The following is a 19,833-nucleotide window of genomic DNA, read 5'->3' on the forward strand; positions in this document are numbered from 1 at the left end:
GGCAGGACGGCCCGGACTGAAACCTCTCCCGCTGGTCGTTCCCCCGCACCTTCCCGTCTAAGCGCGCGAGCCTAGCCGCCGCGTTCGCGGCCTTTCTTTCCGCCGTTGGGGTAGCGCCACATCTTCTTTGCGTCCTCGGGCAGGAATTCCTCGTCCGGATCCGGCCGGATCGTGAAGTCGAGATGGTCGACGAAACCCGGGGAGGACACGCGGATGGACAGGGTCTCACCATCGGCGTCGGCCGGGATGTCGATGCTGCTCGGGTAGAAGGGCGGCTGCGCAGAGAAGCTTACAGGGGGGCGGCCTTCAATCCGTATGTGGACGTTGACCGACTCGTTCCCGCGACCCTGCGCCTCGAACCCGAAGAAGAAGGGGTAACCCGGCGAAGGATCACGGTCGTAGAACAAGGCCATTGGCTCCCCCCGTCGCCACACAAAACCCAAGATCGCATCTTCGCCGAAGAATATCTTAGGGTGCAAGTCGCCCCCTTCGCGGCCCGGCCCTTACGCTCACTCGCCCAGCCGGTACGCACACAGCTTGTTGCCGTCGAGATCGCGGAAATAGGCGAAATAGGCCTTGGGCATGCGCTCGCCCGGCGCGCCCTCGCAGGTTCCGCCAAGCTCGATGGCCTTGGCGTGAAAGGCGTCGACCTCCTCGCGGGTGTCGAAGTCGAAGCCGCCCATCATGCCGTTGCCGATGCAGGCGGCGTTTCCGTCATAGGGGCCCAGCACGCCGAACATGCCCACACCCTTGCCACGATAGAGCCGGCCGCCCGAGGGGTGCTCGAACAGCGGCCGCATGCCGATCGACCCCAGCAGGGCGTCGTAGAAGGCCTTGGCCTCCTCCAGCTTGTTCGAACCGACGGTCATGTAGCTGATCTTGGCCATGGCGAGCCTCTCCCGTTTTTTTATGAAACGGACGTTGGCATGGGGCGGCGACGGGGGGCAAGAGCGCAGTAAATCCCTACTCCACCATAGGATTTACAGTACATTCAACATCGTCATCCCGGGCGGAGGGCCGCGCAGCGGGCCGCAGACCCGGGCCCCAGGGGCAACCGCACCGCGCCGGCCCTGGGTCCCGGCTCTCCGCTTCGCTGCGGCCGGGATGACAAAGATTTGGGGAGTACGGGAAACCGCCCTACCCGAAATACCCCCGCGCCACCTCGACGTCGGCCAGCCGCCAGACGCCCGCCGCGCCCAGCAGAACGCGGCGCATCTCGACCTCGAAGACCTCGCGGGCGATGGCGCGATCCGCCAGCTCGCGCACCGGAGCCTCGAACGGCGCATCCTCGGCGATCGCCCGATGCACCGCGACGTTCATCGCAGAAAGATCGACCGCGTGCGCCAGCGAGGAAAAGGCGGCGGCGACCGCTTCCGACCGTTCGAACCAAGTCGAGCAGCCGGCGAAGTCGATCGCCGCCCACAGGGTCAGCATGCGGTCGAAGAGGTCGTCGAAGCGGTCCTCGCGCAGCAGGCCGGCGGGACCGCCCCGATTGCTCACTGGCTAGCGCCGGTCCCCAGCACCCTCTGCAGGAACTGGGTCTCGACCTCGCGGCGGCGGTCGTTGTTGATCTTCTTGGCGAAGCCGTGGCCCTCGTCCTTGAACTGGACGTACCAGGTCTCCACGCCCTTCTCGCGCAGCTTGGCGACCACCTGGTCGGACTCCGACTTGGGCACCCGCGGGTCGTTCCAGCCCTGCATGACCAGCATCGGCTTGGTGATCCTGGAAACGTTGTTGAGCGGCGAGATCGTCTCGAAGGCCTTCAGCATCTTCGGGTCGCGCTCGTCGCCGTACTCGGCCCGGCGAAGATCCCGGCGATAGGCCTCGGTGTTCTGCAGGAACGAGACGAAGTTGGAGATGCCGTAGCGTTCGACCCCGCCGGCCAGGCGATCGGAATAGTGGGTCATCACCGCCAGCGACATGTAGCCGCCATAGGACTGGCCGTAGACCACCACGCGGTTCGGATCGAGGTCCGGCTGCGTCTTGATCCAGTCCAGCAGCGCGCCGATGTCCTTGACCGAGTCCTCGCGCTTCTCGGCGTTGTCGAGATTGAGGAAGGTCTTGCCGTAACCCGACGAGCCGCGAACGTTGGTGACGATCACCGCCGCCCCCAACTCGGCCACGGTGTGCTGGTGGAACGGGTTGAAGACCGGCCGCGACTGGCCTTCCGGACCGCCGTGGATGTCGATGATCACGGGAGCCTTTTGTCCGGCGGCCAGCTTGGGCTTGTAGACGAAGGCCGGGATCGAGCGCTTGTCGAACGAGGAAAAGCGCACCAGCTCGGGGCTGACCAGCGCCTTGGCGTCCAGGCCGCCCAGCTCCGAGGCCGTCCAGCGCGTGACCTGGCCGTTGGAGAGATCAAAGCTCCAGGCGTCGCTGGCCGCCGTCGGCGTGGCCAGGGAGAAGCCGAGCTTGGAGCCGTCTTCCGAGAAGGCGAGGTTGGAGACCACCCCGCCCGGCAGGGTCGGCTGCGGCAGGGCGCGGCGGGTGCGGAAGTCCTGCACGACCAGCTTGGAATAGCCGTCCTCGTTGACCACGTAGGCCAGCACCCGGCCGTCCTTCGACAGCTTGAAGTCCTCGACGTCCCAGGGACGCTCGCCCGAGACCAGGTGTTTCTTGCCGGTGGCCAGGTCGAATTCGACGAGGCGCATGAAGTCCGAGCCCTCGTCCGACAACATCAGGATCGACTTGCCGTCCGGCGTGAACAGGCCGCCGTCGTACGAGACCTTGCCCTTCGCCGGGTTCAGCTCGGTGGTCTTGCCGCTGGCCACGTCGAGCAGCCAGCGCTTGCTTTCGCCGATCGAGTAGTAGCGGCCCAGCAGCACGGTCTTGCCGTCGGGCGAGACGTCGATCGGCGAGACCTGGCCCTCGCCCTTGAAGATCACGCGGCGGCCGTCGGGCGCGGACGGATCGCGCATGACGACGTCGTAGTTGGCCGAGCCCTTGGTCGCCCGGCTCCAGACCAGCACCTTGCCGTCGCCCGACCAGGCCGGCGACTGGTTGCGGGTCCCGGCTTCCGTCAGCTGGACCTCCTTGCCCGAGGCGTCGCGGACGAACAGCTGGAACCACTCGTCGCCGCCGGTGTCCTTGGAGAACAGCACCTCGCCGCCCGGCAGGGTGTGGACGCCGCTGACCGGCTCGTCGTGGAAGGTCAGCTGGCTGCGGTCGGCGCCGGGCGCGGCGACCTGGTGGATCTGGTTGGTGTTGCCAAAGCGCGTGACGACCAGCATGCCGCCGCCGGCCGCCCAGTCCTGGAAGCTGGCGCTGCGGGCGTTCTGGTAGCGCGCCAGGCCGGCCCGGATCGCCGGATCGGCCGTCGGCACGTTCTCGAGGATCTGATTGCCGATCTCGCGGCGCTCGACCGGCGCGTTCTGGGCGAGAGCCAGGGTCGAGGTCGACAGCGCCAGGGCGAGGCTGAGGGCGAACAGGCGTGATTTCACGAGGGCGTCTCCGGTCGATCTAGCAGTTCAGATCCTGGGCCAGATCGCGCCAGCCCGCGTTGGTGCGTTCGATGAGTTCCAGCTTCCAGAGCCGCCGCCATTTCTTCATCTGGCGCTCGCGGATCAGCACGGACTCGCGGGTGTCGTGAACCTCGTACCAGACCAGGATCCCGACGTCGTACTTGCGGGTGAAGCCCGGATAGACCTTTTCCTGATGCTCCCAGGTGCGACGAGCCAGGTCGTCCGTATGACCGATGTAGAGCGTTCCGTTGCGGCGGCTGGCGACGATGTAGACGTAGAACGCCATCCCCCCACTCCGTAAAATCCCCGCGAAAGCGGGGACCCAGGCTTTTTCTGAAACGCGCGGCGCTCGACGATAAAACACCTGGGCCCCCGCTTTCGCGGGGGTTTTACGGAAGAAGGGAAAGCCCGGGTTTTAAACCCGCAGCGGCATCAGCACGTACTTCACGCCCGGATCGGTCGGATCCACCACCAGGGTGGGCGAGGCCGGGTCGGCGAAGCGGAACTCGGCCTGCGGGCCGCCGATCTGGCCGCAGACGTCGAGCAGGTAGCGGGCGTTGAAGCCGATTTCGAAGGGCTCGCCGTCGTAGTCGACCTCGACCTCTTCCACGGCCTGGCCGGCTTCCATGTTGCGGACGGTCAGGGTGATGCGGCCCGGCTCGATGGCCAGCTTCACCGAGCGGCTCTTCTCGGCCGAGATGGTGGCCACGCGGTCGACGGCCTTGGCGAACAGGTCGTTGTCCAGCGTCAGGATCTTGGCGTTGTCCTTTGGGATCACGCGCATGTAGTCGGGGAACGAGCCGTCGATGACCTTGGAGGTCAGGGCGGCGCGGCCGAACTCGAAGCGGACCTTCTGGGGCGAGACCTGCAGGTCGATCGACTCGCCGGCGTCTTCCAGCAGGCGGCGGGCCTCGGCGATGGTCTTGCGCGGCACGATCACGCCCGGCAGGCCGGCGGCACCTTCCGGCGCCGGCATCTCGGCCAGGGCCAGGCGGTGGCCGTCGGTGGCCACGGCGCGCAGCTTGGTCTCGCCGCCCTCGTTGACCGTGTGGAGATAGAGGCCGTTCAGATAGTAGCGGGTCTCTTCGGTCGAGATCGCGAAGCGCGTCTTGTCGATCAGGCGCATCAGCTCGTTGACGTCGACGGCGATGCGGCCCGACAGGCCCTCGTTGCTCATCACCGGAAAGTCGCCGGCCGGCAGCACCGGCAGGTTGAAGCGCGAGCGGCCGGTCTGGATCACCAGGCGCGGGTCGTCGCCGCTGAAGTTCAGCGACACGTCCGAACCGTCCGGCAGCTTGCGGACGATCTCGTACAGGGTGTGGGCCGGCGCGGTGATCTGGCCCGGCACGTCGATCTGGGCCAGGCCCTCGTCGATGATCTCCATGTCGAGATCGGTGGCCGAGAACGAAAGCGTGTCGCGATCCGCCGACAGCAGGATGTTGGACAGGATCGGGATGGTGTTGCGGCGCTCGACGACGCTCTGCACGTGACCCAGCGCCTTCAGCAGCGCCGCCCGCTCGATGGTAAGCTTCATTTCTCGGTCCAAGCTGGACGCAGGGCCTGGTCGATCAAGAGAATCCCCCTCGCGCAACGGCCCCGTCGTCAATGGACCACGGACATTAGCGCAAACCGCTGGCGGGGGAAGAGCCCAGCGCGGCCTTTTGGCGCATCCGACGGTGGGCGAATCCCGTTCGCAACCCTTGCGGGGTCAAGTCGATTTCTTATATTGATAATCAATAGCAACAAGAGATCGCGCCATGCGCCTCGCCATCAAGACCGCCACCTACGCCACCATGCACCTGACGGTGGCCATCGCCGTCGCCTACGCCCTGACCCGCGACTGGCGCGTGGCCCTGGCCGTCGGCATCGTCGAGCCCATGGTTCAGACCGTGGCCTTCAACCTGCATGAGCGGGTGTGGAGCAAGGTGGGCAAGGAAAAGGCGGCGGCCTGAGGGCCGCTTCCCCGCGCCGTAAAACCCCCGCGAAAGCGGGGGCCCAGGCTTTTTCTGAAACCCATGGCGCTCGACGACAAAACGCCTGGGTCCCCGCTTTCGCGGCGATTTTACGGAAGAGAATCAGCCCCAAAGAAAAAGGCCCCCTCCTTGCGGAGAGGGCCCTGTCCTCAAGCCTTGGTGTCGAACGACCCGCCCGACTCGTCGCCGGAGGCGGCGTAGGGGTTGGCCGCCGCGGCGGGCGGTTCGGCCGGGGCCGGGCCGGTCGAGCCCTTGGCGGCCACGGCGACCATGGCCGGGCGCACCAGACGGCCCATCAGCTCGTAGCCGGCCTGCAGAACGGTGATGACGCCGCCGGCGGCGACCTCGTCCGAAGGCTGCTCCATGACGGCCTGGTGCAGGTGGGGATCGAACTTCTCGCCCTTGGGCGGGTCGATCTTCTTGAGGCCGTTGCGCTCGAAGGCGCCCAGCAGCTCCTTCTCGGTCATGTCGATGCCGACGATGTAGTTCTTCACCGCCGCGTCCTGAGAATCGCGCGGGCTGTGGGCGGTGGCGCGCGACAGGTTGTCGGCCACGCCCAGCAGGTCGCGGGCGAACTTCTGGATGGCGTAGGCGCGGGCGTCGTTCATCTCGCGCTCGGCGCGGCGCTTGACGTTCTCGGCCTCGGCCGCATAGCGCAGCGCCTGGTCCTTCATCGCCCCGATCTCGGCCTTCAGGGCCTCGATTTCCTGGGCCAGGTCCTCGGCTTCGAAAGCGACGTCTTCGGCCGGCGTTTGCTCGTCGGTCATTTCCAAACAGTCCTCATCCATCGATCATCCGGCCGAGCACGCGGGCGGTATAGTCCACCAGCGGGATCACCCGGGCATAGTTCAAACGCGTGGGGCCGATCACGCCGATCGCGCCCAGCACCTTCTGTCGCCCCGTCATATAGGGCGCCGCGATCACGGAGGAACCCGAAAGCGAAAAGAGTCGCGTCTCGGCCCCGATGAAGATGCGCACGCCCTCGGCGTCGCGCACGTCGTCGAGCAGGCCGATCAGCTGGCCCTTCTGCTCCAGGTCGTCGAACAACTGGCGCACGCGCTCCAGATCCTCGCGGGCCGAGGCGTCGGCCAGCAGGTTGGCGCGGCCGCGCACGATCAGGGCCCGCTCGGCCCCCTCCCCGCCGCCCCAGGCGGCCAGGCCGTCCTCGACCAGGCGCGCGGCGGTCTCGTCCAGCTGGCGGCGGGCGGTCTCCAGCTCGGCGCGGATCTCGTCCTTGGCCTCGGTCAGGGTGCGGCCGCGCAGGCGGGCGTTGAGGAAGTTCGACGCCTCCTGGAAGGCCGAGGGCGTCAGCCCCGCCCCGCCCCGCATCAGCCGGTTCTCGACCGCGCCGTCCTCGAAGACCATTACCGCCAGTGTCTGGCCGCCGCCCAGCGCCACGAACTCCACGTGCTTGATGCCGCCCTCGCGGACGGGGGTGACGACGATGCCGGCCCCGCCGGCCAGGCCCGACAGGATGGCCGAGGCCTCGTTCAGCGCCTCCTCGAAGGTGCGGCCCTTGGCGTAGAGACGGCTTTCGATCTCGCGCCGCTCGTCCTCGCCGACGTCGCCCACCTCCAGAAAGCCGTCGACGAACATCCGCAGGCCCGCGTGCGTGGGCATGCGGCCCGCGCTGGTGTGGGGCGCGTCGAGCAGCCCCAGCTGCGCCAGGTCCTGCATGGTGTTGCGGATCGAGGCCGGCGACAGCTGGACGCCGCCCTTCGAAAGGGTGCGCGATCCGACCGGCTCGCCGGTCTCCAGATAGCCTTCGACCACCCGGCGGAAGATGTCGCGGGCGCGGGCGTCCAGCTCGGTCAGGCCGGGCGTCCGAGCGATCGGTCCCGGAAAAAGCTGCGTCATGGCCCTTCGAGATAGGAACGGATGTCGAAAAAATCGAGCGGGGACTTGGAGGTTCCCGTCCGGGGGAGGATAAGCGGCGCCTTCAGATACGACCAGACCCTTCGGCTCTCCTGGAGCCGACTAGACCGGAGTTTGCCCATGCGTCCGTCCGAACGCGCCCCCGACCAGCTTCGCGCCGTCACGCTTGAGACCGGCGTCAACCGCTATGCCGAAGGCTCGTGCCTGATCGGTTTCGGCCACACCAAGGTGCTGGTCACGGCCACGGTCGAGGAGAACGTCCCCGGCTGGATGCGCAACAAGGGCGCCGGCTGGGTCACCGCCGAGTACGGCATGCTGCCCCGCGCCACCCACACCCGCGGCCGCCGCGAGGCCGCCACGGGCAAGCAGACCGGCCGCACCCAGGAAATCCAGCGCCTGATCGGCCGCTCCCTGCGCGCCGTGGTCGACCTCAAGGCCCTGGGCGAGCGCCAGATCAGCCTCGACTGCGACGTCATCCAGGCCGACGGCGGCACCCGCACCGCCGCCATCACCGGCGCCTGGGTCGCCCTGCGCCTGGCGACCAACTACCTGCTGGAAGAGGGCGTGCTGAAGGCCGACCCGATCCTGGGCCAGGTGGCCGCCGTCTCCTGCGGCGTGTTCAAGGACACCCCCGTCCTCGACCTCGACTACGAGGAAGACTCCAATGCCGAGGCCGACGGCAACTTCGTGCTGACCGGCGGCGGCGACATCGTCGAGATCCAGGCCACCGGCGAGAAGCGCGGCTTCACCCGCGGCGAGTTCGACACCCTGTTCGGCCTGGCCGAAAAGGGCATCGGCGAGCTGTTCGCCTTCCAGCGCGCCGCGATCGGCGGCAAGTAAGAGACCCGGGCGGGCGCACGACCAAGCGTCGTTCGCCCGCCCGACGCCCCTCAGAGGGCCAGCGGATTGTAGAGCCTGACGTCCAGGGTGCGCAGCCACCGGGCGGGCGCCGCGACGCAGACATAGAACGCCGCCAGGATCGCGCAGGCCCAGAGCCAGGCCCCGCCGAGCACCGCGGCCAGCAGCGCCAGGGCCCCACCGACCGTCCAGACCTGCAGGTAGACGACCATCAGCAGATAGGTCGCCAGCGACAGCCGCGATTCCAGGGCTTTGTCGCATTTCCGGCAGCGGGTTAAGGCGCTCCGGTTGAAGCACTGGGTCCAGGAGAAGGTGACCCCGCCGGCTTGGCAGGCCGGACAGACGCCCGCGATGTTCAGCGCCAAATCGCCCTCCACGATGATCCAGCCGCCCTTCTCAACCCTCGCGCGCCGAAGTCAACCCGAAGCTTGACCAGCGCCCGCGCCAGGGATGCTCGAGCGGCGCCTACCGCGCCGCGATCGCCGTCATCTCGACGGCCATGGTCGGCCGCGCCAGGCGCGCCTCGACCGTCGCCCGGGCCGGCGGATTGTCGGAATCGACCCACGCGTCCCAGGCCTGGTTCATCTCGTCGAAGCCGGCCATGTCGGCCAGGTAGATGGTCACGCTGAGCAGCTTGTCCTTGCTCGACCCGGCCTGCGCCAGGGTCTCGTCGATCTGGGCCAGCACCTCGCGGGTCTGCTCCAGCACCGACTGGCCGCGCGTTTCCTCGGCCACGTGGCCCGACAGGAACACCACGCCGTTGAAGACCACCGCGTCGCTCCACCGCGCCGCCTTGCCGATACGTTCGATCATGTCCGTAAGCTCCTGTCGGAAAGAAATCTCCCTTCCCCCATCAAGGGGGAGGGAAAACTCAGCTCAGCGCCCGGCTCGTCCAGTCGACGATCTGCGGCGCGCTCATCAGGCCGGCCGAGCGGGCGACCACCGCGCCGTCGCGGAACAGGATCAGGGCCGGGATGCCGCTGACGCCCAGGGCCGAGGCCGGCGCCGGGTGGGCTTCCGAATTCAGCTTCAGCAGGCGCACGCCCGGCTCGAGCTTGCCGGCGGCGGCGGCGTAGTTGGGTGCCATGGCCCGGCACGGTCCGCACCACGGGGCCCAGACGTCGAGCAGCACGGCCGCGCCCCTGGTCAGGCGGCGATGCCGGTCGAGGCCGGCGGCGTCGACCTCGATCGGCGCGCCGGCGAAGATGGCGTTCTTGCAGCGGCCGCACTTGGCCGCGGCCGGGTCGCGGTCTTCGGGCAGGCGATTGGCCGCCCCACAGGATGGACAGACGATTTGCATGGCCCACAGGTGAGGCGCGCCGGCCCCGCCCGCAAGCCTGCCTCAGGCCCCTTCGCCGTCGCCCCCGTCGCCGGGGCCGTGCTCGAAGGTCATCAGGTCGCCCGGCTGGCAGCCCAGTTCGCGGCACAGCGCGTCGAGGGTCGAGAAGCGGATGGCTCGGGCCTTGCCGGTCTTCAGGATCGACAGGTTGGCGAGGGTCACGCCGACGCGGTCGGACAGTTCGGTCAGCGACATGCGGCGTTCGAGCAGCACGCGGTCGAGATTGACGCGGATGGACATGCGGGTCTCTGGCTTGCGCGATCAGATGGTCAGTTCGGCTTCGCGACGAAGGCGGGCGCCCTCGCGGAACACCTCGGCCAGGACGAAGACGACCAGGACCGAGAACCAGGCGGTGAGGGTGAAGGATCCCTCGGACGACTTTTCGCCGCCGACCAGGATGCGCGTCAGGGCCGACAGCACGTATCGCCCGATCTCCAGACAGGCCAGCACGACGCCCATCACCCGCAGGCGGCGCACGTTGTCGGGATGGAACGGGTCGCCCAGGATCATGGTGGCGAAGATCTTGCGCAGGCGCTCGACGATCGCCATCCAGCCGCCGGACATCAGCGCCCAGCCGCCCAGGGCCACGGCCGCGCCGGCGCCGTACTTGCGCAGCATGCCGGCCGCCTCGGCCGGCAGCATCGAGGCCAGCAGGTCGGGATTGAAGCTGAGCAGCAGCACCAGCACCGTCACCAGGGCCAGGAAGCTGACCCAGACCCACAGCGCGTAGTAGCTGACGTCGAGAATGATCTTCAGGAAGCTCGATACCGAGCCTGGCCCCAAGGCGCGCATGGGTTCGTCCCCGCCAAGATCCAAAAGGTTGCCGCGCGCTCAGCGCGCGGGGGCGACTCGCCTCCCCAGGCGGTCGCGGGATTGAAGTCTAGAGCGTGTGGGCCAGGAACGTCACGGCCGAGATCGGCAGCCCCACGATCAGCACCAGGGTCGACAGGCGGACGGCCGAGGATTCCAGGAGGCTGAACAGGCGGGGCAACGTCATCTTGCGGTTCCGGACAGGGGCGGATCGACGGCCGGCGCGGGGCCTTCCTCGATGACGCCAGGATCGGCGATCCCTGGCCATCGAACAATGCCGCTTATCGATAAACGATATTAAACTTTCGCAATGATCGGCCTTGCGGCGGGCGCGTCCCGGGGGTCTAAACGGCCTCGGTTTTTGCCTGGGAGCGCCGCGATGACCCTGAAACTGATCAACGGCCAGAAGATCGTCGCCGCCACCCACAATCCGGGCAAGGCCAAGGAGCTGGCCGCCCTGCTCGACGGCCGTTTCGAGGTGCTGGCCGCCGGCGCCCTGGGCCTGCCCGAGCCGGACGAGACCGAGACCACCTTCGAGGGCAACGCCCTGCTCAAGGCCCGCCACGCCGCCGACCTGTCGGGCGAGGTGTCGCTGGCCGACGACTCCGGCATGTCGGTGACCGCGCTGGACGGCGCGCCGGGCATCTATTCGGCCCGCTGGGCCGGCCCGGCCAAGGACTTCGCCATGGCCATGGACAAGGTGGCCGAGCGCATCGAGGAGACGGGCTCCGAAGACCGCTCGGCCTGGTTCACCTGCGCTCTGGCGGTGGCGTGGCCGAACGGCGGCCCGGCCGTGGTGGTGCAGGGCGAGGTGCACGGGACCCTGGTGTTCCCCGCCCGCGGCGACAAGGGCTTCGGCTACGATCCGATCTTCGTGCCGGGCGGCCACGACCAGAGCTTCGGCGAGATGGAGCCGGCCCAGAAGGACGCCATGAGCCACCGCGCCGTGGCCTTCGAGAAGCTGAAGGCGGCGCTGTTTGAGTAACCACCCTCGTCATCCCGGCCGCAGCGCGCAGCGCGGAGAACCAGGACCCAAGGGCGGTGCGCACGGCCCCTGGGTCCCGGCTCTCCGCCTCGTTACGCCCGGCATGACGGTGAAGGGAGATCGGGGATAGTGGACCAGCCCCTCCCTCCCCTAGGCCTCTACGTCCACTGGCCCTACTGCGCCCGCATCTGCCCCTATTGCGACTTCAACGTCGTGCGCGACCGGGGTCGGACCGACGAGCAGGCGGCGCTGGCCGACGCCATCGTCGCCGACATGACCGCCCAGCGCGCCCTGACGGGCGAGCGGCGGCTGCTCTCGATCTTCTTCGGCGGCGGCACGCCCTCGCTGATGGATCCGGCCGCCGTCGCCCGCGTGATCGAGACCGCCAAGGCCCTGTGGACCCCGAAGGGCGACCTGGAGATCAGCCTCGAGGCCAATCCCACCGACGCCGAGGCCGGCCGCTTCGAGGCGCTGGCCGACGCGGGCGTGGCGCGGCTGTCGCTGGGCGTCCAGGCGCTGGACGACGCCTCGCTGAAGATGCTGGGCCGCAACCACGACGCCGGCTCGGCCCGCCGCGCGATCGCCACGGCCGCGCGCCTGTTTCCACGCCTTTCGGTCGACCTGATCTACGCCCGCCCCGGCCAGACCGACGCCGCCTGGCGCGAGGAGCTGGCGGAGATGCTGGCCTACGGGCCCGAGCACGTCTCGCCCTACCAGCTGACCATCGAGGCTGGCACCGCCTTCGACCGCGCCGTCGGTCGCGGCAAGATCGTCCCGCCCGACGAGGACCTGGCCGCCCAGCTGTTCGAGACCACGCAGGAGGTGCTGGAGGCCGCCGGCTTCGACGCCTACGAGGTTTCCAACCACGCCCGGGGCGCGGCCGCCCGCTCGCGCCACAACCTCGTCTACTGGCGGGGCGTCGACTATGTGGGCGTGGGCCCCGGCGCCCATGGCCGCCTGACCCTGGCCTCGGGCAAGGTCGCCACCGCCGCCCGCGCCAGGATCGCCGACTACATCGCCGCCGTGGCCGCCGACGGGACCGGCTTCGAGCGGGAGGACCTCACCCCCGTCGAGGCCGCCGAGGAGCGCCTGCTGCTGGGCCTGCGCATCGACGACGGCGTCGCCTTCGCCGAAATGACCGCGCTGGACCTCTTCCCGGACACGCCCAAGGTGAAATCGCTGGTCGAGGCGGGACTTCTGGTCGATGACCCGGTTCGGTTGCGCGCCACCCGCCAAGGCCGATTGGTCCTCGACCGGCTGACAGGCGTGCTCGCGACCTGATAACGTCTCGCTTCGCGGGCCCCGGCCCGGCCCACTCAACGGAAAGTACCGCCGCTTGAGCCGTTTGCTTCCCCCGCCCGTCCTGTCCGACGCCCCGCTCGCGCCCGGCCTCTACCTGGTCGCCACGCCGATCGGGAACCTGCGCGACATCACCCTGCGGGCGCTCGACGTCCTGGCCGCCTGCGACCTGCTGCTGGCCGAGGACACCCGCGTGACCGGCAAGCTGCTGTCGGCCTACTCCATCAAGACCAAGCTGGAGCGCCACGACGAGCACGTGGCCGAGCGCGCCATCCCCGCCATCCTCGAACGGCTGGAGGCCGGCGAGCGCGTGGCCCTGGTGTCGGACGCCGGCACGCCGATGGTGTCGGACCCCGGCTATCGCCTGGCCCGCGAGGCCATCGCGGCCGGCCATCCGGTGTTCCCGATCCCCGGCGCTTCCGCCGCCCTTGCGGCGCTCACCTTGGCCGGCCTGCCTACCGACCGCTTCCTGTTCGCCGGCTTCCCGCCGCCCAAGAGCGGCGCCCGCCGCACCTTCCTCGAGGAATTCGCCTCGACCCGCGCCACCCTGATCTTCTTCGAGGGCGCCTCGCGGGTGGACGACACCTTGGCCGACATGGCCGCCGTGTTCGGCGGCGAACGCCCGGCCGCCGTCTGCCGCGAACTGACCAAGCTCTACGAGACCTGCGTGCGCGGCCCGCTGGCGGAACTGGCCGTCGACCCCCGCTTCGAGAGCCCCAAGGGCGAGATCGTCATCCTGGTGGGTCCCGGCGAGGAGAAGGCCGCCAGCGCCGACGACGCCGAGGCCGCCCTGCGCGAGGCCATGACCCGTCTGCCCCTGGGCGAGGCGGCGTCCGAGGTGGCCAAGGCCCTGGGCCTGTCGCGCAAGGACCTCTACCGCCAGGCCCTGGCCCTGAAGGACGCCGGATGACGGCCCCGCCGCTGCGCGAGATCCGCAAGGTCCGCGGCGCGGCCGCGCGACGCTCGGGCCGGCGCGCCGAGGCCTGGGCGGCCGCCTGGCTGATGCTCAAGGGCTACCGCGTCCTGGGCTTCCGCCTGGCGACCAGGGCCGGAGAGATCGACATCCTGGCGCAACGCGGACGCGTCTTGATCGTTGTCGAGGTCAAGAGTCGGACGAGCCTGGAGGCGGCGCTGGAAGCCGTGAGCTTCGAACAACGGATGCGCCTGCGCCGCGCGGGCGCGCTGGCCGCGGCGACGCGCGCCGGTCTCAAGGGCATGGCCGTGCGGCTGGACCTGCTGGCCATGACGCCCGGCCGCCTGCCCCGCCACGTGCCCGACGCCTGGCCCGACGACGGGAGGGCCTGGGCATGACCCGCGACGAAGCCGAAGCCATCCTGACCCGCGCCGGCGAGCACGACGACGAGGCCTTCCCACTGTTCGACGCGGCCCTGGCCTGCGCCGTGCACGACGATCCGGACCGCGACGAACAGCCGGCCCTGGATCTCGCCCGCTCGGCCGTCGAGCGCCTGAAGACCCGCATGCAGAGCGAGTCGCCCGAGGAAGCCATCGCCGAGGCCATGGCCGGCGACCTGCGCCTGACCGGCGACCTCCTGACCTACGACCATCCCGACAACGCCGACGTCATCGCCATCGCCGAGCGCCGCAAGGGCCTGCCGGTTGCGCTGGGGGTGTTCTACATCCACGCCGCCCGCGAGACCGGGCTCGACGTCAACGGCGTCGACTTCCCCGGCCACTTCCTGCTGCGCATTGAGACCGACGAAGGCCCGCTGGCGCTCGACCCGTTCAGCGAGGGCCGGGTGGTGCTGCCGTCGGAGCTGTCGCGCCGGGCCCTGCGCACCGGCCTGATGCCCGACGTCGCCGCGCGGCTGGACCAGCTGATGGCCCCGATCTCCGACCGCGCCGTCTTGATCCGCCTACAGAACAACATCTTCGCCCGCGCCCAGCAGTCGCGCGACTGGGCCCGCGCCGAGCGCTCGGCCCTGCGCCGCGCCCTGCTCGACCCCACCGACCACCACCCCTGGCTCGACGTCGCCGCCGCGCGCGAGGGCCAAGGCGCCCTGGCCGGCGCGCTGCAGGCCCTGTCGCGCGCCCAGACCCTGGACGGCGGCGCGACCATCGCCGCCCGCGCGGCAAGAGAGCGGGTGCGGCTGAGACTCAACTAGGATTGGCGGCGCGGCGGGCCAGAAACGCTCGCCTCGACACCCGGCGTGATCGAGGTGGAGGTCTTTCATGTTAGTGCTTGGCGTAGACGCGGCATGGACCGCGACCGAACCCAGCGGCCTCGCCCTGATCAGCGATACGGGCGGCGAATGGCGACTGCTCGGCGTCGCCTCTTCATATGACGCCTATCTCGCCCCGGCGGACCACGACGCCAGCCAGCGCTGGCGGGGTTCTGTCGCCGATCCCGGCAGGCTGCTGGAACGATCCGCCTCGATCGCCTCGGCCGCGGTCGACATCGTGGCGGTCGACATGCCGCTCGCCCACGAGGCCATCACCTGCCGCAGAGCCGCCGACAACGCCGTCTCCCGGGCCTATGGCGGCCGGGCGTGCGGAACCCACACCCCAAGCGCGACCCGCCCTGGCCCGATCAGCGACAACCTCCGGGCCGGGTTTGCTCTCCACGGATACGACCTGCTGACGACAGGGCTCACACGGAAGGGCCTGATGGAGGTCTATCCGCATCCCGCCCTGGTCGAACTGGCCAAGGCTCCCAGACGGCTGCCCTACAAGATGAGCAAGCAGCGCGCCTACTGGCCGGATCTAGCGCCAGCTCTACGGAGAGAACGGCTGCTCGGTGAATGGCGGCGGATCGTGACTCTGCTCGACCATGAAATCGCTGGCACGGCCGCGATGCTTCCACTGCCCGCGCTCGACAGCCCGGCCTGGAGACTGAAAGCCTTCGAAGATGCGCTCGACGCCGCGGTCTGCGCCTGGATCGGCGCCTGCGCCTCGGCCGGCGGCTGCTCGCCGTTCGGCGACGAGATCGCGGCGATCTGGATTCCCCAGGAAGGCTTCAGCCTCCGACGAGCGGCGCCATAGCCGAAAGGCCGCCTAAAGGGCTCGCATTCGGCCCGCCACCACCCTAACTAGGCCACTATCCTCCGCCGCCTGAAGCTGGCGGCAGCCTGCCCCGGAGTCGTCATGTCGCTGAGAGTCGCCGTCCAGATGGATCCCGTCCTGGGGATCAACATCGACACCGACACCACCTTCCTGATGATGATGGAGGCCCAGAACCGGGGGCACAAACTCTGGTTCTACACGCCGGACAAGCTGTCCCTCGAAGACGGCCGGGTGTTCGCCCGGGCCCAGCCGCTGGAGGTGTTCGCGCAGAAAGGCGCCCACGCCAGGCTCGGCGAGACGGTCGTGCTCGACATGAAGGACGACGTCGACGTGGTGCTGATGCGCCAGGATCCGCCGTTCGACATGGCCTACATCACCGCCACGCACTTCCTCGAAAAGGTTCACCCGCACACGCTCGTGGTGAACAACCCGGCCGAAGTGCGCAACGCGCCCGAAAAGCTGTTCGTCACCGACTTCCCCGGCGTGCAGCCGCCGACCCTGATCACGTCGGACCACGAGGCGATCTACGATTTCCGCGCCCGTCACGGCGACATCGTGCTCAAGCCCCTCTACGGCGGCGGCGGCTCGGGCGTGGCTCGTCTGCTGGCGGACGATCCCAATCTCGACGCCCTGCTCGAACTGCACGCCATGATCGGGCGCGAGCAGGTCATCGCCCAGAAGTTCGTCCCTGCCGTCAGCAAGGGCGACAAGCGCGTGCTGCTGGTCGACGGCGAGCCGGTCGGCGCCATCAACCGCGTGCCGGCCGCCGGCCAGGTGCGCTCGAACCTGCGTGTCGGCGGCCGCGCCGAGGCCGTCGAGCTGACCGCCCGCGACAAGGAACTGTGCGCCATCATCGGCCCGGAGCTGAAGAAGCGCGGCCTGCTGTTCGTCGGCATCGACGTGATCGGCGAGTACCTGACCGAGATCAACGTCACCTCGCCCACCGGGGCCCAGCAGCTGAAGCGGTTCAGCGGGATCGACGCCGCCGCGGTGCTCTGGGATCGGATCGAAATCATCCGATCAACCCCTGCGTGAAGAACCGGCGCTAGTGTACTGAATCGTCACACTTTCCTGAAACGTTCGTTTTTCGTTCTTGCTCCGAGCCGGCAGCCATGCTTGGCTTGTGGATAAGTCGGGCGTTTTTCGGGGGGAATGATGGCGGCCAAGGTCGTCACGGTGGCGTTCGAGGGCGTCGAAGCGCGCCGCGTCGACGTCGAGGTGCAACTGACGGGCGGGGTGGTCGCCTTCGCCGTCGTCGGCCTGCCTGACAAGGCCGTGGCCGAAAGCCGCGAGCGGGTGCGCGGGGCCTTCGCCGGTCTTGGCCTGTCGATGCCGGGCAAGCGCATCGTCGCCAACCTCGCCCCCGCCGACCTGCCCAAGGAAGGCACCCACTTCGACCTGCCCATCGCCCTGGCGCTGCTCGGCGTCATGGGCGTGATCCCGCCCGACGCGCTGGACGGCTGGGCGGCCATGGGCGAACTATCGCTGGACGGCCGCATCGTCGCCTGCGCCGGCGCCCTGCCCGCGGCCATGGCGGCGGGGGCCATGGAGCTGGGCCTGATCTGCCCCGAGGCCTGCGGGCCGGAAGCCGCCTGGGCCGGCGGCACGCGAATCCTGGCGCCGCGTTCGCTGGTGGCGCTGATCAACCACTTCCGGGGCAGCCAACTGCTGGGCGCCCCCTCGCCCGGTCCGGTGGTCGAGGGCGAGCGGGCGAAGGACCTGCGCGACGTCAAGGGCCAGGAACAGGGCAAGCGGGCGCTGGAGATCGCCGCGGCCGGCGGCCACAACCTGCTGTTCGTCGGTCCGCCTGGGTCGGGCAAGTCGATGCTGGCCCAGCGGCTGCCCGGCCTCCTGCCGCCCCTGACCTCGCGGGAGCTGCTGGAGACCTCCATGGTCCATTCGGTGGCCGGACTGATCGCCAGGGGCGCCCTGACGAGAGCCCGGCCGTTCCGCAGCCCGCATCACAGCGCCAGCATGGCCGCCCTCACCGGCTGTGAATTCTCAGAGATAATTGGATTTATCAAAGTTAGTGAGACAGTCGGTGCCCGCTAGAAACGGGCTCGCGATGTCTGCCTTAGCTGAGTCCTCGTTCGCTCCTTAGCCGGTAAGGGCGACGCATCAGCGCGCCGCCCTCAGCCTCGCTAGATCGTCCAGACTTGGTTCAAGACCTGCGCCGCCAAGGCCGCCTTATCCTGCGGCAGGAAGCGTCCGTAGTGTTCGGCGATGGTGTCGGGCGTGTCCTGGATCGCGTAACTCGCCTGCTCGAAAGAGCCCGTCCGCTTGAGGACATGGGTCGCCAACACGTCGCGCACATTGTGCGGGCCGTGCGGCAAAAGACCCTCGATGGCGCCGCGTCCGGTGTAGGGATTGTAGATCCCGTAGCGCTGAATGATCGTGCGCCAAGCCTCGTAGAAGGTGTGCTGCTCGTATGCCGGATTGGTGCTGATCGTCTTCACTGTCTTGATGAAGAACGTCCGTGGATCGGTCCGGCCGCGCAGCAACGTCGGGCGGTCCTTCGCCAGATAGACGTCGATCTCGTCGTAAAGGCCGTCAAGGTTTTGCAGGATCAGGCGCAGCGGACTTTTGCGGAAGAAGGACGAGCCGGCGTTCTTGAACGCCACGGCCGGAACAAGCACCTCCCATCCGCCCTCGCGGTCGCTCCACCGCATTTCGCCGCGCTTCAGACCCTCAAGCTGCTTCTCCGGCGTACCGCTGCGCCCACGGGGGACGAACAACAACTCCCGCAGGTTCTTTTGCCGAAGACCAAGGTGAAGGCCGATGCGGAGCATGAGATAGGCCCGCGTCGCCTCGGCCGCTGCGACCGGAAACCGCCGCCGATCCGGCCGCAGTCGGCGTACTTCCTCGCCGATCTTCCGGTACTCACCAAGCGGGCTGTCAGCCTCCAGAACCGGAAGGATCGGCTCGAACGGATCGCGATGGACGCGCGCCACCCGGTCGATCTCGCGCGTCCGAACGAGCGCATGACGGTGCATCGCTTCGCAGACTGCATCCCAATCGGCGTGCGCCGCCTCGACGTCGTCGGTGCGGATCAGCCCCTCAACCGGCCGCAGATAGCTGGCCAGGTGCGGCGATTGCCGAAGCCATCCGGTGCCCTCGCGCGTCAGGCCGGCGACGACGATCAGCATCTCGCTCTCCCATCGCGTGAAGAAACCGCGCTTCGTCTCGCGCCAACGCAAGTACCAATCCCAGACGGGCGGAAAGAGCAGCATCGCGAAGGTCAAGGAGCGAAGCGGTACGCCATAGCCGCGCAAGTCGCCCTCGGGACATGCCGCCAGGGCGCCGAACATCAGCCCAAGGTGATCCATCTTCTGATCGGCCGTTGCATCGTTCCAGACGCCGTTACGGCCTTTGCCGCTGGTGGTCAGGGTGGCGGTCTTAAAAAGGCGTAGGTCTCTGGCTTCGGCGTCGAGAACCGGCGGCGCACGCTCGGCGCCGAGCGGCCGGCCGATGACGATTTCGCCGCCGTCAGCCAAACGGTCGGCCAGCGCGGCGGGACGTGGCATGGGCAGCGGGCAATTGCCTTCCGAGAAGCGGAACGAGAACCGATAGAGCTGCGCGTTGGCGTGGTAGCGCCGGTACTCGGTCGAGCCCGACACGACGACGGTCCGCACCCAATCTAGGATTTCGTCGCGCTTGGCCTTGGGCAAACGGTCGAAGTCGTCGGGCAGGTGCCAGGCGATCCGACGGCGCTCGGCCGTAGAGAGCTTTTCCAGGCCGCCGCCCGTGACCATCCGGCTCGGGTGCGTGAGCTTGGCGCGGAAGTAGCCCTCTGGCAGCCGATAGCGGGCCTCGATCGCCGTCAGGATGCGGAAGGTGGAGGCGCTTCGCGGCTCCTTCTTCCGCCGTTGCCACGTGTAGAGGGTCTGGACGTCGATCTTGTCGCCGCCGGCCGCGAGCGCCTTGTGAAGGGCGTAGACGGTTTCGCCGTGGCGGCGGACGTGAAGGCCCAGGGCACCGGCGAAGTCGCCGGGATCTTCCCATTCGGTCCAAAGAGGGTCTGGCCGGGCGACAATGGGCCGGGTCTTTTGGGCCCTCTTGGGCTTGGTGACTCGGCTCTGTTGCGCAGAGAGGCGCGCACTTTCGAGCGGCGCGGCTTTGTTTTTAGAAGGCATGTCATTCGCACAGAAGCGCGGACTTTTTGTCCACCCATTTGCGACGTGTCGAACGGGTCAGATCTGCCACTTTGAGGTC

23 protein-coding genes and 1 pseudogene are annotated in these 19,833 nt (G+C 68.7%); 10 read left to right on the plus strand and 14 right to left on the minus strand.

Features of this window, described 5'->3' with window-relative positions:
- Positions 1-71: 71 nt before the first annotated feature.
- The 6 genes from C1707_RS02270 to dnaN all read right to left on the minus strand — a co-directional run bounded on the left by C1707_RS02270 (position 72) and on the right by dnaN (position 4,995).
- Entirely contained in the window at positions 72-413 is a 342-nt protein-coding gene (locus C1707_RS02270) for a hypothetical protein (protein ID WP_101711719.1), read from the minus strand.
- Positions 414-509: 96 nt separating this feature from the next.
- Entirely contained in the window at positions 510-887 is a 378-nt protein-coding gene (locus C1707_RS02275; RefSeq protein WP_101711718.1) for a VOC family protein, read from the minus strand.
- Between the two features lie 250 nt (positions 888-1,137).
- On the minus strand, positions 1,138-1,500 hold the full coding sequence (locus C1707_RS02280) for a hypothetical protein (RefSeq protein ID WP_101711717.1): 363 nt from the start codon (positions 1,498-1,500) through the stop codon (positions 1,138-1,140).
- Positions 1,497-3,440, minus strand: coding sequence for a S9 family peptidase (locus C1707_RS02285; protein WP_205686814.1), 1,944 nt, complete (start codon positions 3,438-3,440; stop codon positions 1,497-1,499). Before C1707_RS02285 ends, C1707_RS02280 begins: the two co-directional genes overlap by 4 nt.
- A gap of 19 nt (positions 3,441-3,459) precedes the next feature.
- Positions 3,460-3,747: a GIY-YIG nuclease family protein gene (locus C1707_RS02290; RefSeq protein WP_101711716.1), complete on the minus strand. Its 288-nt coding sequence runs from the start codon at positions 3,745-3,747 to the stop codon at positions 3,460-3,462.
- Between the two features lie 129 nt (positions 3,748-3,876).
- The gene (dnaN, locus tag C1707_RS02295; protein ID WP_101711715.1) at positions 3,877-4,995 is read right to left on the minus strand and encodes a DNA polymerase III subunit beta; all 1,119 of its coding nucleotides are present in this window, start codon (positions 4,993-4,995) and stop codon (positions 3,877-3,879) included.
- 223 nt (positions 4,996-5,218) lie between these two features.
- Between dnaN and C1707_RS02300 the strand changes: the two are divergent.
- Positions 5,219-5,386, plus strand: a pseudogene (locus C1707_RS02300) (DUF2061 domain-containing protein); the annotation flags it as partial.
- A gap of 197 nt (positions 5,387-5,583) precedes the next feature.
- Here C1707_RS02300 and grpE read toward each other — a convergent pair.
- Both grpE and hrcA read right to left on the minus strand, forming a co-directional pair.
- Positions 5,584-6,201, minus strand: a complete 618-nt coding sequence (gene grpE, locus C1707_RS02305) for a nucleotide exchange factor GrpE (RefSeq protein WP_101711713.1) — start codon at positions 6,199-6,201, stop codon at positions 5,584-5,586.
- A 13-nt stretch (positions 6,202-6,214) separates the two neighbouring features.
- On the minus strand, positions 6,215-7,291 hold the full coding sequence (hrcA, locus tag C1707_RS02310; protein ID WP_101711712.1) for a heat-inducible transcriptional repressor HrcA: 1,077 nt from the start codon (positions 7,289-7,291) through the stop codon (positions 6,215-6,217).
- 138 nt (positions 7,292-7,429) lie between these two features.
- Between hrcA and rph the strand changes: the two genes are divergently transcribed.
- Positions 7,430-8,149, plus strand: coding sequence for a ribonuclease PH (gene rph / locus C1707_RS02315; RefSeq protein ID WP_101711711.1), 720 nt, complete (start codon positions 7,430-7,432; stop codon positions 8,147-8,149).
- A gap of 50 nt (positions 8,150-8,199) precedes the next feature.
- Here rph and C1707_RS02320 read toward each other — a convergent pair whose 3' ends face one another.
- From C1707_RS02320 to C1707_RS02340, 5 genes are all read right to left on the minus strand, one after another.
- A complete protein-coding gene (locus C1707_RS02320; RefSeq protein ID WP_101711710.1) occupies positions 8,200-8,532 on the minus strand; it encodes a hypothetical protein in 333 nt (110 codons plus the stop codon).
- 100 nt (positions 8,533-8,632) lie between these two features.
- The gene (locus tag C1707_RS02325; protein ID WP_101711709.1) at positions 8,633-8,980 is read right to left on the minus strand and encodes a RidA family protein; all 348 of its coding nucleotides are present in this window, start codon (positions 8,978-8,980) and stop codon (positions 8,633-8,635) included.
- Positions 8,981-9,038: 58 nt separating this feature from the next.
- Complete coding sequence (locus C1707_RS02330) at positions 9,039-9,467, minus strand: thioredoxin domain-containing protein (protein ID WP_101711708.1); 429 nt, start codon at positions 9,465-9,467, stop codon at positions 9,039-9,041.
- Positions 9,468-9,509: 42 nt separating this feature from the next.
- On the minus strand, positions 9,510-9,746 hold the full coding sequence (locus tag C1707_RS02335; RefSeq protein WP_101711707.1) for a helix-turn-helix domain-containing protein: 237 nt from the start codon (positions 9,744-9,746) through the stop codon (positions 9,510-9,512).
- A gap of 21 nt (positions 9,747-9,767) precedes the next feature.
- Positions 9,768-10,298, minus strand: coding sequence for a DUF2975 domain-containing protein (locus tag C1707_RS02340; protein ID WP_101711706.1), 531 nt, complete (start codon positions 10,296-10,298; stop codon positions 9,768-9,770).
- A gap of 397 nt (positions 10,299-10,695) precedes the next feature.
- Between C1707_RS02340 and rdgB the strand changes: the two genes are divergently transcribed.
- The 8 genes from rdgB to C1707_RS02380 all read left to right on the plus strand — a co-directional run bounded on the left by rdgB (position 10,696) and on the right by C1707_RS02380 (position 17,673).
- Positions 10,696-11,301: an RdgB/HAM1 family non-canonical purine NTP pyrophosphatase gene (gene rdgB / locus C1707_RS02345; protein ID WP_101711705.1), complete on the plus strand. Its 606-nt coding sequence runs from the start codon at positions 10,696-10,698 to the stop codon at positions 11,299-11,301.
- 126 nt (positions 11,302-11,427) lie between these two features.
- The gene (gene hemW / locus C1707_RS02350) at positions 11,428-12,582 is read left to right on the plus strand and encodes a radical SAM family heme chaperone HemW (RefSeq protein ID WP_101711704.1); all 1,155 of its coding nucleotides are present in this window, start codon (positions 11,428-11,430) and stop codon (positions 12,580-12,582) included.
- A 55-nt stretch (positions 12,583-12,637) separates the two neighbouring features.
- Entirely contained in the window at positions 12,638-13,510 is an 873-nt protein-coding gene (rsmI, locus tag C1707_RS02355; RefSeq protein ID WP_101711703.1) for a 16S rRNA (cytidine(1402)-2'-O)-methyltransferase, read from the plus strand.
- The gene (locus tag C1707_RS02360) at positions 13,507-13,911 is read left to right on the plus strand and encodes a YraN family protein (RefSeq protein ID WP_101711702.1); all 405 of its coding nucleotides are present in this window, start codon (positions 13,507-13,509) and stop codon (positions 13,909-13,911) included. The genes rsmI and C1707_RS02360 overlap by 4 nt, the downstream gene beginning before the upstream one ends.
- On the plus strand, positions 13,908-14,723 hold the full coding sequence (locus C1707_RS02365) for a SirB1 family protein (RefSeq protein ID WP_101711701.1): 816 nt from the start codon (positions 13,908-13,910) through the stop codon (positions 14,721-14,723). Before C1707_RS02360 ends, C1707_RS02365 begins: the two co-directional genes overlap by 4 nt.
- A gap of 67 nt (positions 14,724-14,790) precedes the next feature.
- Positions 14,791-15,600: a DUF429 domain-containing protein gene (locus C1707_RS02370; RefSeq protein ID WP_101711700.1), complete on the plus strand. Its 810-nt coding sequence runs from the start codon at positions 14,791-14,793 to the stop codon at positions 15,598-15,600.
- Positions 15,601-15,702: 102 nt separating this feature from the next.
- The gene (gshB, locus tag C1707_RS02375) at positions 15,703-16,656 is read left to right on the plus strand and encodes a glutathione synthase (protein WP_101711699.1); all 954 of its coding nucleotides are present in this window, start codon (positions 15,703-15,705) and stop codon (positions 16,654-16,656) included.
- A 120-nt stretch (positions 16,657-16,776) separates the two neighbouring features.
- The gene (locus tag C1707_RS02380; protein ID WP_276310651.1) at positions 16,777-17,673 is read left to right on the plus strand and encodes an ATP-binding protein; all 897 of its coding nucleotides are present in this window, start codon (positions 16,777-16,779) and stop codon (positions 17,671-17,673) included.
- An 89-nt stretch (positions 17,674-17,762) separates the two neighbouring features.
- Here the strand turns inward: C1707_RS02380 and C1707_RS26555 are convergent, their stop codons facing one another.
- Positions 17,763-19,754 (minus strand): hypothetical protein, encoded by a 1,992-nt coding sequence (locus tag C1707_RS26555; protein WP_240633848.1) that lies wholly within the window; start codon positions 19,752-19,754, stop codon positions 17,763-17,765.
- Between the last annotated feature and the right edge of the window lie 79 nt (positions 19,755-19,833).

Source organism: Caulobacter flavus, from assembly GCF_003722335.1.
GTDB lineage: Bacteria > Pseudomonadota > Alphaproteobacteria > Caulobacterales > Caulobacteraceae > Caulobacter > Caulobacter flavus.